This is a genomic window from Planctomycetota bacterium, assembly GCA_039182125.1.
Taxonomy (GTDB): Bacteria; Planctomycetota; Phycisphaerae; order Tepidisphaerales; family Tepidisphaeraceae; genus JBCDCH01.
The window spans coordinates 100,718-117,045 of sequence record JBCDCH010000003.1 but is presented as its reverse complement, the minus strand read 5'-3'; the positions used below and the strand labels follow the sequence as shown (position 1 = coordinate 117,045).

Sequence of the window (16,328 nt, the reverse complement as noted above, 5' to 3'; positions counted from 1 at the left end):
CCGGTAGCGTTCCGCACGACGCGGCCGGGGGTTGGCTCCATCCGTGCGGCGGTTCGAGCGGTCGGCCCAAGGCCGTGACCGCGGAGGACGACATCCCATGGCAACGAAAAAGACCGCAAAGAAAGCCGTGAAGAAAACCACGGCCAAGAAGACCGTCAAAAAGGCCGCCCCCAAGAAGGCCGTCAAGAAAGTCGCTCCCAAGCGCGACCCCAAGAAGCCGCTGACCAAGAGCCAACTCGCCAACGAGATGGCCGCCCGGCTCGATCTGCCACGCAAGCAGGTTATGGAAATCTTCGACCACCTCGGCAGCCTCGCCTATGCCGAGACCAAGAAGGCCGGCTCCTTCCTGCTCCCGGGCATCGGCAAGCTCGTCCTGCAAGCCCGCAAGGCACGCATGGGCCGCAACCCGCAGACCGGCGAGTCGATCAAGATTCCGGCCAAGAAGGTCGTCAAGTTCCGCGTCGCCAAGGCCGCCAAGGACGAAATCCTCCCGGCCAAGAAGTAAAAGCCCCGCCCAGCGACAACCAAGACCGCCGACTTCCGATCACCGGACGTCGGCGTTTTTTCGTTCTCGCGAGCCGTGTGTGTGTATCAGCGGAAGTCGCGTGGGTTGTCGCGCATGCCGGTGAACGTGAACCAACCCGCGATCGCGAGGACGGCAACGACCAAGCCTGGCACGCCCGCAAACAACAAGGGGCTGGCGACGACAAGCACGAGCAACCAACCCGCCCAAGGCGGCCGCTGCCACGACTGGGGCGGCTCGCTCATCTCGGCCTCGGTCAGCAACGCGTGTTGAGCCGGGGACGATTTGAGCACCCCGCGTGCGGCCGATACTTCGTCGGCGGGCACGTGCAACAGCGACGCCCCGCGATGTGGCCCCTCGGTCACATCGCCCACACCCACGCGAAAGCCGTGCGTCTCCAGCACCGACGCGGCAAGCGAACTCTCGTGGCCACTCTCGAAGCGGGCAATCGGCGTCCACTCGACATCTTCGTCGGTGGCGTAGCGCTCGGTGCCGATGTCCGCGAGAATGGCCTTGGCCGTCTCGGCCAACGGGCTCGGGACCTGCAACAACGCCCCGCCGCCGAGCACGCCGAAGAGCTGCAAGTTGGCGGTGTTTTCCTGAAGGATCACGCAGTCGATTTCTTCGGACTGGAGCTTGAGCTTGGCGAGGTGGGCCTCGAAGCTCGAACGGTACCGGCCGACGGTGACCCACGGCCCGTCACCGTTGTCGCCGTCACCATCACCACCTCCCCCCGTCACCGGCGGTTCCGGCGGAGGCGCGTCCGTTGGCACGGGTGGATCCATGACGGCCGGCATAATCACATTCTACCGAGCTCGGGCATCGCGCGGGAGTCACGAAGTTTCAAACGCAACGTGCCGGGAACCCGCACGAGGCTCCCGGCACGTTGGTGGATGAAGGTTGGGGGCAACGCCAGTCATTTCCCGGACTTCTTGGAGTAGTCGTAGAAGGTCTTGATGTTGCGGGCGTAGTAACCGCCGGACTGAGCACGAACGCCGTTGAGCACGACGCCGATGTGCTCGGCCCGGAGCTGACGCAGGTGATCGCGGAGGCGTTGGAGGACACCGCGGCTGTTCTCCTTGGCACGCACCACGGTGATGACGCCATCGACACGGGCGGCCATAGCGGCCGACTCGCTCACGAGCATCACCGGGCCCGCGTCGAAGATGACCTGGTCGAAATCTTCGAGGGCACGATCGACGAACTCGATGAAGTGATGGCTCTCAACGAGCTCGTTGGTGTTCATCGCCTCGCCGGCAGGGAGCACGCTCAGGCCGTTGACGTCGGTCGCGCCGACGAGGTTGGGCAGTTGGCCCGGCGTCTGCAACGCGGCGGCGAAGCCGGGCGTGTCGATGCCATAAAGCCCGCCGATTTCCGGGCGACGGAAGTTGGCGTCGACCAAGAGAACTCGCCGGCCGGCCAATGCGAGACTGGTCGCCAAGTTGGTTGCCACCGAAGTCTTGCCGTCCTCGGGGCCACAACTGGTGACCATGACTGTGCGGGTCGTCTCGAGCGGCGCGGCGTAGTTGAACCGGCTGCGAAGCTGACGGAAACCTTCGGCAATGATCCCACCGGGTGACTGCTCGATGGCACGGCTGACCGGACCAGTGCCAGCCTGCGGGTCGTCGTCCTCGTGTGGGATCATGCCCAGCAACGAGAGTTGGCCGACGCGGGAGATGTCACGCGGGCTGCGGACCGAGGTGTCGGTCAGCTCACGCAGGAATGCGAGTCCGAGCGACAGCCCGAGACCCAACACACCGGCCGCCCCCATGACAACCGTGCGATTCGGGAACGACGGCATGTCAGGCGTTTGCACCGTGTTGGCGATGGCAACACTACCGCCGCGGTTGATGGTGGTACGCAGGGCCGACACGTAGCTCTGAATGCTGTCGCGCTGCTCGACCTTTCGGTCACGTTGCTCGGTCGCGACAGCGAGTTCGGTACGCCGCTGCGTCAACGACGCGATCCGCTCTTCGAGAATCTCGATCTCTTCATCAATGCCATCCACGATTGCCTGGGCGGAGTTGGTGGCGTTGCCGTAGACGGTGATCAACTGGTCGCGAACCCGACTGCGGACGATCGCGGCCTTGTCTTCCATCCGTGCACTGAACTCGCGTAGCTGTAGCTCGGTGTCCCTCACGACCTGGTTGCCACTACCGAACCTCTCGCGGAGCTGCTCAAGTTGAATCTCGAGTCCGGTCACCGTCTGGCGCAGGTTCTGCACCTCGGGATCCATCTCGACGGCCTGCTGTACCTCCGTCGGCTCGAGGCCGCGGCTGATCTGGCTGTTGAACGCTGACGACGCCTGCTTGGCCGCTTCAAGGTCGGCAATGGCGGTGGAACGCTGACGCTGGAGGTCCTGCAAGGCCTGTTGGGCCAGCAGCGACTGGGCATCGACATTGCCTTCGCTACCCGTGCCGCGGCTCAGCGAGGAAATGCGTGCTTCGATCTGGCCGATCTCGGCCGAAAGCGAGCTGATCTGCTGGTTGTAGTCGGCGATCAGGTTGCGGACGTTGTTGCTGTTGTTGTTGCTCTGGCGATCGACGTGCGTGCTGATCAGGGCATTAGTCAGGATGCGAGCGTCATCAGGACTCGGCGCACTAACGGCAACGCGGACCAGTTCCGACTCGGGAATCGCGTTGATCGAGATACGGTCCTCGAAATCGGCCTTGGCCGCGGCAGCGTTGAACCGCGTACCAGTGACGAAGTTCTGATACCAGGCCGTGTCCTGCACGTTGTAAGTCGTGTCGGAAAGAACCGCGCTCCAAAGGTCGTCGGACTTGAGCAGCGCCGCCTCGGTGGCCTGCTTGATCTCGATGTTGATCCGGCCCGAACTGGTTTCGAGCACCCGACCGGTGACCGGGTCGACGGCTGTTGCGTTGTTGATCCGCAACAGGCCGATTGCTTGGAACTCCTTGTGGTTCTGATTGAGGTAGTAGAACACGCCATAGCCGGCGGCGAGGAACAAGCCGGTGATGAGGATGATCCAAATCAGGTTCTGCCGCAGGACGCGGAAGACGTCGGCCGGGGTCAGCCCGCCGGGCGCGGACCCAGGAACGGCCGGACCGGCCAACGGGGCCAGCGGCATCGGATGGCCGTTACTGGCTCCGACGCCGTTGGTCGGACGTGGAAAACGACTCTGGGTTTGCGGCAACGTGGTCATGGCAAGTCTCCGGCTCCTCGATCGCGAACGGGTACGTCTTTCGGACGCAGCGGGAAGTGGGGTGGTGGTGTTCGGGTGGGGCTAAGTGTGCAGCGCGGTCCCGTGACGGACAACCGCGTCTGGCGCGAAAATCGTGTTCGGGACAGTGAAACATACCTCATAGTCAACGCCGCTGCCGGGAATTCCTTTCACCCGACTATCCGATCCAGCCGGCCCAGAGCGGATAAGCGTGCGTCAGTTGGTCGGCACTTGGTTGTTGGCCCATTGGATCAATTGGGCTCGGACTTCGTCGGTCACGTTCTCGCCCTGCTGCAACGGCTGATTCAGCAGCTTCGCACCCAGGCCGGCCACCTCACGCATCAGCTCCATCTCGCCATTGCGGCGATATGCCTCGGCGAGGTGGTAGTAGCCCTGCACGAACTCGTTCGTGTTGACCGCCTTGAGCAGCATCGGAATGCCGGCTTCGAGTTGTCCGTCTTGAACCAATGCCCAGCCGTGCGTGTCGTAAACGAAAGCCAGATTTCGCGGCGCGATGGGCGTGTTGCCGGTCGCCATGACACGGTCGATCAGCTCAACAGCCCGTCCGCTCAACTCGACCGCCCGATCAATATTGTCATCACCGCCGATGAGCGTCAGGCAGTATGCGAGGTTGTTCAAGGCACTGAAATCGTTGGCGTCGCGCTCGACGAGTTGCTCGAGGTACGGCCGGGCTTCGTCCGGGCGGGCGGGATCGACCTCGAGCAGCGCGCTGCCGAGGCTGCTGATCGCCAGCCAGCGCATCGGATCGACGGCATCCATTTCTTCCAACGCCGAGCGGGCTTCGGCGATCGCTTGCTCGGCGTTGCCGGCACGGAACTTGTAGACCGCCGACAGCACACGCCAACGCGGGGCCACCTCGGTCCGGTCGCCGATCAGTTCAACGGCATAGTCGGGACCGATGATCTTCGCGGCAGCTTCGGTGATCGCACGGGCGGCGGCAAAGTTGCTGTCAGCCACGGCCCCGAACGTCATCGCCAACTCCCGGCGAGCTTCGCTGCTGCGTCCTTCGGCGACGAGCGCCTCGGCACGCACGGGACGGATCCACCACGTCTGAGCCGTATCGCCGTTGGCCAATTCGGTTGATTCGGTGAGCACGAGCCGCGGCTTGCCATTGCCGAGCAGAAGTTCGAGATAACCCAGCACGATCTGCGGATTGTTGTTCGACGCGGCTACTGCCCGCTTGAACAGTTCCTCGGCAAGTCGGTTCTCGCCGAGCAACGAACGCAAACGCGCTTCCTCACGCAGCAACACCACGTTGTTCTCGAGCCCGGGTTCGTTCCGGCCGTCGGCCAACACGTTGGCCGCGAGATCCGGCCGACGTGTGTCGAACTCGGCGTTCTTGATGTTGCCGGTCCGGTACAGGCCGGCCAATTGAAGTCGCAGCGGAACGTTGGTCGGGGCGACCTGCAGGGCGCTGATCAGCTCGTTGATCGCGTCACCGTGGGCACCGGTGTTGTGCATGGCGTTCGCGAGGTAAGACCGAGCCTGAATGTTGCCGGGCCGCACGTCACGCACGTCCGACAGATCGGCCACCGCCGCGGCGTAGTCACGCTGCCCTTCGGGCACGCTCATGTACCAGATCCCTCGGACGAACTTCACTGCGGCATTGCCGCCGTTGGTCACGTCGACCGCGCGATCGATGTACTGCTTGGCGGTCTCAAAGTCACGCCGCTTGAGTTCGGTGAACGCCGCGAGGGTCAGCACCTCGACATCGTTCGGCTTGGTCTGGAGGAGTATCTCGACGGCGGCGGCGGCTTCATCGAGCCGGCCAAGGTTGGCCATCTTCTCGAGCCGCACTTCCTGCAGTGCCGTGTCCTCGACATTGAGCACTGCGATGGCCCGATCGTGCTCGCCCATCTGCGTGAGATAGTCGCTAAGCCGACGACGCATGTCCGCCCGAACCTCGCCGGCTTCCGACTCGAAACGGTCGATCTCCCGTGCGAGGAACTCGACGGCGCGGGGCTTGCCGTTGTTGTTCTCATCCCCGACTTCGAACAGGAACTGCGCCTGCAAGCCGACGAGGAACGGTGAGTCTTTGAGATCGGCAACGGCCGATGCCTTCTCAATCGCGGCCAGTCCGCCCTGAAGATCTTTGTTCGCGCGGTGCGTGTCGACGGCCAACTGGATCACGCGCAGAATCTGCCGCGTCTCCGGAGCGTTGGTGATAATGCCCTCGAGGAGGCTCGCCGCTTCGGTGAAGGACTCCCGGGCGACACGTTCGCTGTTGCGTACGTCATCGAGGATCGCGCGCTCGCCCTGCTGCCGCAGCGCGAGGGCAAGTTGCAACTGGTTTTCGACATCGTCGGGGTCGTTGTTGTAAACGCGACGGCGGGCATCGACGGCAATCTTGGGATCACCGAACGCCATCTCCCACAGAAGCTCACGCTCCTGGAAGGTTTCATCCCGCGGGAACAGGGCGCGGGCTTCGTCAATGTAGAAGCGGGCCTGCCGTTCGTTCTGACCTCGGAGGTTGATGCGGATGAGTCCGTCGAGTGCTTCGCTGTTGCTCGGTTGGAGTTCACGCACCCGTTCGTAAGCGGTCAACGCACCGGCGTTGTCGCCGACCTGTTCGAGGAGCTTGGCGAGAACAAGTGCCGCGTTGGCGCTCTCTGGAAGATCGCGAACCAACGCCCGCGATTCACTTAACGCTTGATCGACAACGGCCTGCCGTTCGGTCGCCTCAATGGCGCGTGACGTCGATTGGGCCATCAACCACTCGATGCGGTAACTCGCGCCGTCGAGCCCGTCGTTGGCGCTTGCGGCCAGACGCTGCAAGTACGGCTCGGCGGCATCGAATTCGCCCTTCTCGAGAAGACGGCGAAACTTCAGACGGGTTGCCCGATCGTTGTCCTCGGGTTGGAGCCTCTCGGCCTCTTCGAGGGCGAGATCGGCACCCTCCATGTCGCCGCGAAGGCGAGCCACCTGGTACTCGTAAAGCTTCTTCTGGTACTCGGTCGCATTGGCGTCGACGTACTCTTCGATGCTGCCGGCTTTGAGGCGTTTGAGCAGAGCTTCAGCCCGTGATTTGTCGATGCCTTCGACCGGGTCTTCGAGCGAACGCTCAAGCACGGCGATCGCTTCGTCGGTCTTACCGGCACGCACCAAGCCGATCGCATGGGCCGACGCGACCGAGGGGTTGTTCGGTTGAACCTCGACAAGCTTCGCGAGAAGCCGGCCCGCCTCGTCGAGCATGTTGAGTTGTATCGCCGCCTGACGTTTGCGTGCGATCTGTGATGCCGTCTGTTCGGGAAGCGCGTCGTATTGACCGCGGGCTTCGTCGCCGAGCGCGAGGACGGCGAGCTGCTGGTAAGACTCGTTGTCAGGATCGGCTTCGAGCAATGCTTCGACCTGCTCCTGAGCGGCATCGAACCGACGTTCGCTGATGTGCATCCGCGCCAACGACAACCGGGCCGGGGCAAAGCCCGGATTGAACTGCAGGATCTGCTCGAGGTACTGACGGGCCGGGCCCGTCTGACGCAGTGCAAGGTTCGCCTGGGCCAGTTCATACCAAAGGCGGAGCTTGCGAAGCCGATCAGCGGGACGGACCAGAGTGTCGGCCCGCTTGAGCGTGGCGATGCCGCGAGCGTAATCGCCCTGGGCGATCTGGTACATGCCGTTGAGTTGCAGAAGGTCTGGACTGCTATCGACCGGCACGTCGGTCAGGCGACGCCAACGCTCCTCGTAAGCGTCGATCAACGGCTGAATCTCGGCAAGTCGCGTGGCTCGCTCGTCGGCGTTCTCAGGCTCGACTCTCTTGAGCGCTTCGAGGCGGTAGAGGGCACGCAGGCGAATCGTCTGGGCTTGGTGATTGCGGACGGCCAGCCCATCCTGACCGGGAAGGACCGGACCCTCGGGCAGTTCACCTTCGAGCACTTCGACGGCCTCATCCGAGCGTTGGCGATCGTTGAGAAACTCCGCGAGCAGCTGTCGCGGACGCTCGTCCCAGGGACGCACTTCACGCAACTGCCGGAACAGCGCTTCGGACTTCTCATCGCCCTCACCGGCCATGAACCGGGAGAACGTCGGCGCGATCGTCATCAACTGCTCACCGTCGGCAGCCTCGGCGGCCAGTTCGGCGGCCTTGGTGATGGCCGCACGCTGACGCTCACGCCAGGTATCAACGACGTCGACTTGCTGGTCGATGCCGGCGATCTGCATGGCCGACATGGCGGCGGTGGACGCGTGGTACCAACGCATCGCGTCGTCGCCGGCAACCTCTTCAAGGCCGCTCACGAGGCGATTGATCTCCTCGACCGCCTCGGTCGGCGCGTTGGGGAGAACGCTGCGATCCCGAGAAGCATCGAAGGCCGCCAGTTGCGACAGCCATTGCACCGACATCCCGTCGAGCGCGTAGTCGGCCGCGATCAGCTCCTGCATGTACAACCTGGCCTGATCGAGATCGTCGGGGCTGATGTCCTCGGGCGAGCCGATGTACTCACGCACGGTCGAGAGCACGAACAGTTTCTTGGCGGCGACGTTGTCCGGTTCGAGCGCGAGGAGATCGGTGGCCCGCTCACGCGGATTGCCGAGGATGCCGTCCTGGCGTATCCCGTATTCGACCATCGTGGTGAGCGTGTCGACGACCCGGTAGTGCGCCGGCAGGTAACCGGGATCGACTTCGAGGGCATTGCGATAGAAGCCGCGAGCGGCGGCAAAGTCCTCGGGGTCGCGGTCGCGGCCGGCCATCTGGTTGCGCGTGTCGGCAACCTTGACGATGATCTCGGGATCGTCCTTGATCTTGCTGGTGATTCGACGGTACTGAATCAGCGCTTCTTCGTAGTCGCCGGCCTCGTACGCCGCATCACCCGCGGCCATCGCTTCACCCACATCCACGGATTGCGTGGCCCAGTAAGCAACCGCACCACCGCCGACGATGACGATGAAGCCGACAACGACGGCGGTCAGGATGGACTTGTTGACGCGTTTCTTGGCCATGATGATGGAGCGATGCGTGGGGGTCGAACTGCGAAAGGAATTAGTCGGCGGCGGCGATCGTGTCAGCCGTCGGCTTTGATTCGTCGGGCTTGATTTCGTCGGTCGGCTTCTCGTTGACGATGCGATCCCAATCGGGAAGCACTTCTTCGAGGCTGGGCATGGCGTGCTGGAGGAAGTTCTCCATCGCTGCCTCGGCCGCGACCGAATCGGGGCTGATGCACAGAAGTTCGATCTTGCAGAAATAGGCGTGCGTGTCGGTGAGGCTCATCAGCTTGGCCCGTACGCCGGTGATCGGGTCATGCTCGTACTCGCCGTTGACCTGAAAGAAGTAGGCGACGTTGTAAGCCGGACCGTCTTTCGTGATGGCCTCGTCGCGGAACTCGACGAAACGCAGCTTGGTCGGCGCGAAGCCGTCGTCGGTCGGCAGCACGTTCCACTCGGCGGTCCGCGGGTTCACCGGGGCGAACCCGCCGGCCACCATGCAGCGGTCGGGGACGTGCGGCACGGTGTCGACCGAGCCGGTGTAGTAAGCCATGTGCAGCTTCACCGCTGCTTCGGGCTTGTCACGGACGACCCGGTTGACGATCGGGGCGAGTTGGTCGGACGTCAGCTCGGCGATATTGTCGGGGATCAGATCGCCGGCGATCTCACGGTTCAGATAGAAGCGGGTCAGGTACTCATCGGTGCCCATCGCCTCCTCGATGTCCGCCCCCATCGGCACGTCGACCGACGCCAAGACCCAGGGCCCGAACTCGCGCGGCACCGCCAACTGCAGCGGCCTCTCCAACGACACGGGCTCTTTCTTGAAGTGCAGTTCCAGCGCCTGCACCACGGCCGTCAGCGATAGTGCCGAGACCAGCAGGATCGAGGCGACGACAATAAACGACGGCCTGAACAGGCCTGACTTCGCGTGATTGGGATTGGGGTCACTCATGGCATTTTCTTTCCACTACGCCGTGGCGGGCTTGGTCGTCTGCGCGGGCTCATCGGGCGACTCTTCGTCGTCGGCTTCTTCGATGATGAGGCGGTCGGTGAGCCACGCCACGCCGAGGATCATGAAGAACGCCGGCACCAACAACACGAGTCCCACGAACGAATGGGCAAACCCGGTCGCGTAGTCCCGGCTGACGTAGTGATACAACACACCCATGCCGCTGACCCGCAGCATGTTGCAGAAGATCGCGATCGGGATCGCGCTGAGCGTGATGATCCACTTCTGCCAGAGCGGGCGGTCCGAGAGGAAGCCGACGGCCGCGCCGACCGTGATGAATGTCATCAGCGAGCGCATCCCAGCACAAGCTTCGGCGACGTTGAGCGGCTCGATCTGGCCGTTGTCCATCGGGATGTTGATCACCGTGCCCTCCACGACCGCGGCGACACCGGTGAGGTTCAGCACCACGACCGCCGCGTTGGCCGCCAGGAACTGCAACGGCGTCGCGATCTGGCTATAGACGATTGGCGGCCAGGGGATTGCGCAGATCAGGAACGCGATCGGGAACAGGCAGTATTTCGTGACGGCCCAACCGGTGAGTGTGAGGACGACACCGAAGAGCGCGAGGATCATCGCGATGTCCCAGATGTAGTCGTTCTGGATTCGCCAAATGGCAAGAGCCGAGAGCACCAGCCCGCCGATGAGCGAGGCCAGCCCCCAATCAAGCATCAACACCAGAACACCGAAACCGGCGAGGCCAAGACCCGCGGTCTCCGCGATGTTACCGACGTTGAACAAGCCCACCTGCATGTCGCCAAGAAGCACCGGGCCCAGCAGCCAACCGACGAGGCCCAGCGCGATGACGACCCCGCCGCCGATGAACCGGCTTTTAGTGAAGTCGAGCCCGAGCAGCGGTTTGACCGGTGCGACGAGGAGGTCCTCGCGGCGCATGAACAGGTAGTAAAGGCCGATGATCGGAACGGCGACCGAGTGGCTCCAGTTGGGCGAACCGATCATCGGTGCGGTCTTGAGCCAGAGCCGGGTGAGATTGGGGTAGAACACCGCCGCGAAGAGCGCGAGGATGATTCCGATCTGCACCCACGTGGTGACCGACAGGCCCAACGGGCCGGCGTTATCGGCCGATGTGGGCTTGGCGGTGATCGGTTTGGATGTGCTCAGACTTGTCACGAAAAAGCCCCTCCGAAGTGATTTCCCAACGGCGGCATGTGGGTAAGGCCCGGCATCTTCTAACAGGTTCGGGCAACGACGGTTCCGACTTGACCTGACCGAGCGTCAGACCTCGTCAACGTACATTCTAAGCAGTCTCTACGCCCGGCAAGCTGCGGAGTTTGGAGTTTCGCGCCGGATTAGCGCCACGACACGGCACTTTGACACGACGCCTTTAAACGCCAACACCCCGGACAGGCTCGACCGCGCCTGTCCGGGGCGAGGGGCTTTCCTGACAACCCGATTAGCTGCTGAAATCGGGATCGTCGAACGGGTCGGGAGCAGCGTAGTTGCGGTCGTAGAGGAAGCCGAAACCGTAGGTGATACGGAAGGCGTTCCGAAGGGCCGCGACGAACGGTGCCCCGGCGTTGGTGCCGACGCGGATCTCGTCATTGGGCATCAGGTAGATGTCCGGCTCGGTGCCCGCGAAAATCTTCGACAGATCAATACGGGCGTGGACCTTGTAGTCGCCGGTCGGCGTCGAGACGTAACGAACCAGCATGGTGCGTCGCGGGATCGCGACGGGGTCCAGCATGCCGGCCGCGATGGTGGCCTGCGTAATCGTGAGCTTCTGGCCGGAGAACTGGTACACGCCGACACGGGCGAAGTGACCGCCCATGTAGTAGAAGCCCAGGCTCCGCGGCGGTGCGACATACACGAAGTCGCCCGGCTGGATCGCCACGTTGTATTTCATCTGACCACGCAGAAGTAGGTTCACCGGAACCTTGATGACTTCCACGTCGTCCGGCTCCTCAGGCACGTTGAACTCGATGACCGGTTGGGTCGACGGGAGTTCGGCGAGCGGCTCCAACGCCATCGGCATGGTGGCCGGTGCCGTCGTGGTCGCGGGGCCATCGGTCAGCGTGCCCGGCTCGACCAACGCCTCGCCGGCTTCGCCTCCCATGGCCGCATCAAGCTCGACTTCCTTGCCGTCCACGATGATGACACGTCCCTCGGTCGCACCAGCACCGGGGGTGCCGGACGCATCCTCGGACGGGACGAACTCGACCGCGTCATCGGCGTCCTGAAAGCTGACTAACTCGGCCCCATTCCAGCCGGCGTCTGCGCCGGGGTTCAGGTCGTCGAAGCCCTCTTCGTTCGGCTGGATCGGACTATCGGAGTCGTCACCGACCTCGGCATCCTCAGCAATGTTGCGGATGATGTAGACATATTCCACGCCGCTGGCCGCGTTGACGCCGCCAGCCTGGAGCATCGCGTCCAACAGGCGGAAGTTCTTACGGAGGATCGGGTACTCGCTGGGCTGGGGGACCGAGCCGTAAATCTGGAATGTGCGATTACGAGCTTCGAGCACTACCAGCGAAACCTGGGCGTTGTTGAGAAGCTCTTCGTCTTCGTACGCATCACGAATCGCCTGGACCGCTTGGGCTTCAGTGAGGTCTTCGACGTTGATGGGGCGTTCGAGCAGCGGCAGCGAGATGTTGCCACTGGCAGTGACCCGGCGAACCTCCGGCACGCTGGTCCCCGGAGCGAGCAGGTCGGCGACCGACACCTGCAAGGCGTCGTTGGGACCGATGCGGTAGTCCTCGTTGGCCGTCTCCAGATCCTCGGGACGGACCGACCGGGCCTGCGTGAAGTAGGCGTTGTTGTCGGTCATGCCGAAATCGAGGTCGTCGATGATCGGCACCACCAACGGCTGGGCGATGGTGTGTCGCTTGCTGGCTTCGACAAGCTCGCTGGGGTCGATGAAGCTCTTGGTTTCGCAGCCGATGGCCGTGAAGGCAAAGGCAGCCGCGGCGATAAGCCCGGTGCGGCGGAGCAGGGCGTGTTGGACAGGTCGGTCTGACATGGCGTTGGGTGGGCGTTGAATACCCGGGATGGGCGATCGCTTGTGAAAATGGCGAGGTTGGGTGACTTCAAGATGCCGACAGCTCGGCTGTGTCGGGGCCGGTCGTGCGCAACGGTTCCGATCACGCACCGACGACCGGTACGAAAGCATGACGCCCAAATGGCCTACATGCAAGGCGCACCATCTGGGACATCGGCGGTTTACGGGAGCCGCTGAACCGGTCGCGTTCACCGGTCAGCCTCACCGGTTGCGACATCTTGACCAAGCCGCCCGGCAACGGCTTCGGAGACCGCCGTTGAGTGACGCCGCCGCCGACTCTATGATTTCGCATTGTCATGCGGACGTACCGCCGCTGACGCTTCATTTCGCCGAGGTTTCTGCCGTGCTGCCGCAGACAACAATTGCCAATTCGGTCACGGTGGACGGCCCTGGGCTCTTTTCCGGCGAGCCGGCCCGGCTGACCTTTCGACCGGCCGAGCCGGACACCGGCATCCGGTTCCAACGCTCCGCCGGGGATGTGCGGGCGGACATACCCGCCCTGATCGACAATCTCCTCGAACGCCCTCGCCACACCTGCCTCCGCAACGGGTCGCTGCGGGTCGAAACCGTGGAGCACTGCCTCGCCGCCCTTGCCGGACTGGGCATTCGGAACACCGTCATCAGCGTCGAGAGCGACGCGGAGGGGTCAGGAGAGGGCTTTTCCGGCGAACTGCCGATGGTTGACGGCTCGAGCCGGCCGTTCGTGGACGCCGTTCTGGAAGCCGGCGTTCAAGAGCAGGCCGGCACGGTCGAGCCGCTGATCATCCGCCAACCGGTTCAGGTCGCCCACGGCGACGCCACCCTCGCCGCCCTGCCCGGGCCGACCGACCACCTGGAAATCCTGTATCAGTTCGAGGATGAAGGCCCCGACGGCACCGGCGTGGTGGGACGTCAAACGAAGTTTTTCAAGCTCTACCCGCCCTACGCCGGGAAGGGCACGGCGGACGATTTCGTCGAGCAGATCGCCCCGGCACGCACGTTCATCTTCGAACACGAAGCCGAGGAACTCCGCCGGCGCGGCTTCGGCAAGCACCTGACCCCGCGCGACCTGCTCGTCATCGGCAAGGACGGCCCCGTCGAGAACGCTTACCGGTTCGAGGACGAACTGGTCCGGCACAAAATCCTCGACCTCATCGGTGATCTCTCGCTGGTGGGACGGCCGCTCTGCGGTCGGCTCGTCGCCTATAAGTCCGGGCACGGCCTCAACCACCGCCTCGCCCGCCAACTGCTGCTCCAACGCCAGTCCGACGCCCGGTCGGCGATGCTTGACCGTACCGACGCCGCCATGGACGTTCGAGCGATCCAGCGCATCCTGCCGCACCGCTTCCCCATGCTGCTGGTGGACAAAGTGCTGGAAATCGACGGCGACCAAAAGGCGGTCGGCGTCAAGAACGTCACGTTCAACGACATCTACTTTCAGGGCCACTACCCCGGCACGCCGATCTTCCCGGGCGTGCTGATCGTCGAAGCGATGGCTCAGCTTGGCGGTATCCTGCTGAGCCGAAAGCTCGAACACACCGGTAAGTTGGCCGTCCTGTTGAGCATGGACCGCGTGAAGATGCGGACTCCCGTCGTGCCCGGCGATCAGCTCATCCTCGAGGCCCGCGCGGTGCGGGTCAAAAGCCGGACCGGTCACATGCGCTGCAAGGCCTACGTCCAAGACAAGACGGCGGCCGAGGCGGACATCAAATTCATGCTCGTCGACGCCGAGCCGGTGGTCTGACGGGCTGGCGCAAACCGGATGAAACTTTGAGCGGTGACCGGATGGGACGAAACTTCACTTGAATTTATCGGACGCTTTGGTTTTGGTTGTAGCGGTTACGCCGGGCGATCCGACACAGAAAAATGCGTCGTCGGGCACATCCGACGGCCGAGCGGCCCAAAGTCGCTTCGGCGTGATCAAGGGATGCGACAAGCGTCAAGACGGCCTTGACACCCGCGTCCGACCAGCCAACGGTGCTGGCGCAAGTTTGAAACCCAGCCCGATCGCCTTGCCAATGATCAGGCCAACAACATGGAGGTAACTCACTCCGACCAACGGGCCCGCACGACTGTTCAGCGATTGCGATCCCCGCGAACGAGTGATTACAACGGACTCCCCGACTGCGGCCGTATGCCGATGAGTCGGGATCGAGCTTTCAGCCCTCCAGGCTGTTGCTCGATACGAATCCCGGCGGGTTGTGTCCCCGGCGATTCTTGAAACCGAATACCCGCCCAAGGCGAAAGGTCATGGATGACCCCGGCGAGACTCCTAAAGGACTCGCCGCCCGATCGCCCCAAGGCACCCCAGCAGTCCCCCAACGGCCACGGAATGCAAGGCACCTCATCAGCCCTTGTCGCCAACCGCCGCGAAGGACATACCACAGGCCGGGTCCTCCCCGGGGCGTAACTGCCCTCCCTTCCATGGCGAACCTCTTCAATAACCTTTCCACAGTTTTTCGCTCGGGTTCCAGCGCCGTCATGCACGGCTTTGGCTGGGATGCCGACACTCCCGCCGAGGCTGACACACGCGGCGACCGCACTGGTGTCGCCGTCCTCGACGAGCGGGCATCCAACAGCGCCGTCGCCAATCCCTCGGCGTCCAACACAGCGATGTCCAGCACTGCCGCGATGCCCCGCACCGCCGAACACGACGACGACCTGCTGCGCAATCACCAGCGTGATGCCCGCCTGCTCCATGAAGAGTTGCGTGGCCTCCGCGGTGACGGCAAGCCGGTCATCCACCCGTTGGCCGCCGTTCACGAGAACGCGTGCATCGGCGAGGGCACCGTCATCGGCCCGTTCTGCGTCATCGGCCCCGACGTGGTCATCGGCCGCAACAACAAGTTGACCAACAACGTCACCATCGTCGGCCGCACCGTCGTCGGCGATCACAACCTGTTCCACCCCAACTGCGTGATCGGCTCGGAGCCGCAGGACAAGAAGTATCGCGGCGAGCCCACCCGCACCGAGATCGGCGACTACAACTGCCTCCGCGAGGCGGTCACCATCCACGCCGGCACCATCCAGGGCGGCAGCGTCACCAGCATCGGCGACTACAACCTGCTGATGGTCAACGCCCACTTCGGCCACGACGTCCGCTGGGGCAGTCACTCCATCGTCGCCAACAACTGCATGATCGCCGGCCACGTCCACTCCGGCGACGGCGTCGCGCTCATGGGCGGCGTCGGCGTACATCATTTCACGACCATCGGCGACTACTCCTACATCGCGGCCTACGCCCAGATTTCCAAGGACGTCCCCCCCTTCGTCAAAGTCGACGACGAAGGGAGCGTTCGCGGACTCAACGGCGTCGGCCTTCTCCGTCACGGCCACTCCACCGACGACATCGAAGCCCTGGGCGAGATGGTCCGCCGGCTCTGGATCCGCCGCGACCGGGCACCGTTCGCCGAAGTTCGCCGCGAACTCGAACGCTCCGCGACGAACCCGTGCGTCCGCCAAGTCCTCGCCTTCCTCCGCCGCCGCGACCAAGGCGTCAACGGCCGCTACCGCGAAGGCCTGCGAGCAGACTAAATCCGAGTTTGCCGTGAAAACCCATCACCGGACTTCGGCGTCCAACTCAGTCATCACGGTGCCCGAGTTGGACCTTTGCGATCTCCAAGCAACGGACAACCCCCTGCTCTTTCTAAATACCCGCCGGGTTTGACAACATATCCAGGCCCCA

General features: G+C 63.6%; 9 protein-coding genes. 3 read left to right on the top strand and 6 right to left on the bottom strand.

Translation table 11 applies throughout. The annotated features are described in order from the left end of the window. Window positions 1-97 precede the first annotated feature (97 nt). The gene (locus tag AAGD32_01485) at window positions 98-505 is read left to right on the top strand and encodes an HU family DNA-binding protein (protein ID MEM8872905.1); all 408 of its coding nucleotides are present in this window, start codon (window positions 98-100) and stop codon (window positions 503-505) included. 86 nt (window positions 506-591) lie between these two features. On the opposite strand, the gene AAGD32_01480 is transcribed toward AAGD32_01485, so the two are convergent. From AAGD32_01480 to AAGD32_01455, 6 genes are all read right to left on the bottom strand, one after another. Further along, window positions 592-1,320 (bottom strand): hypothetical protein, encoded by a 729-nt coding sequence (locus AAGD32_01480; GenBank protein ID MEM8872904.1) that lies wholly within the window; start codon window positions 1,318-1,320, stop codon window positions 592-594. Between the two features lie 119 nt (window positions 1,321-1,439). Then, on the bottom strand, window positions 1,440-3,686 hold the full coding sequence (locus AAGD32_01475; protein ID MEM8872903.1) for a hypothetical protein: 2,247 nt from the start codon (window positions 3,684-3,686) through the stop codon (window positions 1,440-1,442). Window positions 3,687-3,920: 234 nt separating this feature from the next. After that, window positions 3,921-8,660 carry a tetratricopeptide repeat protein gene (locus AAGD32_01470; GenBank protein ID MEM8872902.1) on the bottom strand — a complete coding sequence of 1,580 codons (4,740 nt, stop codon included), beginning with the start codon at window positions 8,658-8,660 and terminating at the stop codon, window positions 3,921-3,923. Between the two features lie 40 nt (window positions 8,661-8,700). Next, window positions 8,701-9,594 (bottom strand): exosortase-associated EpsI family protein, encoded by an 894-nt coding sequence (locus tag AAGD32_01465; GenBank protein ID MEM8872901.1) that lies wholly within the window; start codon window positions 9,592-9,594, stop codon window positions 8,701-8,703. Window positions 9,595-9,609: 15 nt separating this feature from the next. Continuing rightward, entirely contained in the window at window positions 9,610-10,779 is a 1,170-nt protein-coding gene (locus tag AAGD32_01460) for an exosortase/archaeosortase family protein (protein MEM8872900.1), read from the bottom strand. 283 nt (window positions 10,780-11,062) lie between these two features. Next, window positions 11,063-12,625, bottom strand: a complete 1,563-nt coding sequence (locus tag AAGD32_01455) for a polysaccharide biosynthesis/export family protein (protein MEM8872899.1) — start codon at window positions 12,623-12,625, stop codon at window positions 11,063-11,065. 382 nt (window positions 12,626-13,007) lie between these two features. Between AAGD32_01455 and lpxC the strand changes: the two genes are divergently transcribed. Together lpxC and lpxA are read left to right on the top strand one after the other, a co-directional pair. Beyond that, window positions 13,008-14,387 (top strand): UDP-3-O-acyl-N-acetylglucosamine deacetylase, encoded by a 1,380-nt coding sequence (gene lpxC, locus AAGD32_01450; protein ID MEM8872898.1) that lies wholly within the window; start codon window positions 13,008-13,010, stop codon window positions 14,385-14,387. Between the two features lie 680 nt (window positions 14,388-15,067). Continuing rightward, a complete protein-coding gene (gene lpxA, locus AAGD32_01445; GenBank protein ID MEM8872897.1) occupies window positions 15,068-16,177 on the top strand; it encodes an acyl-ACP--UDP-N-acetylglucosamine O-acyltransferase in 1,110 nt (369 codons plus the stop codon). The last annotated feature ends 151 nt before the right edge of the window (window positions 16,178-16,328 follow it).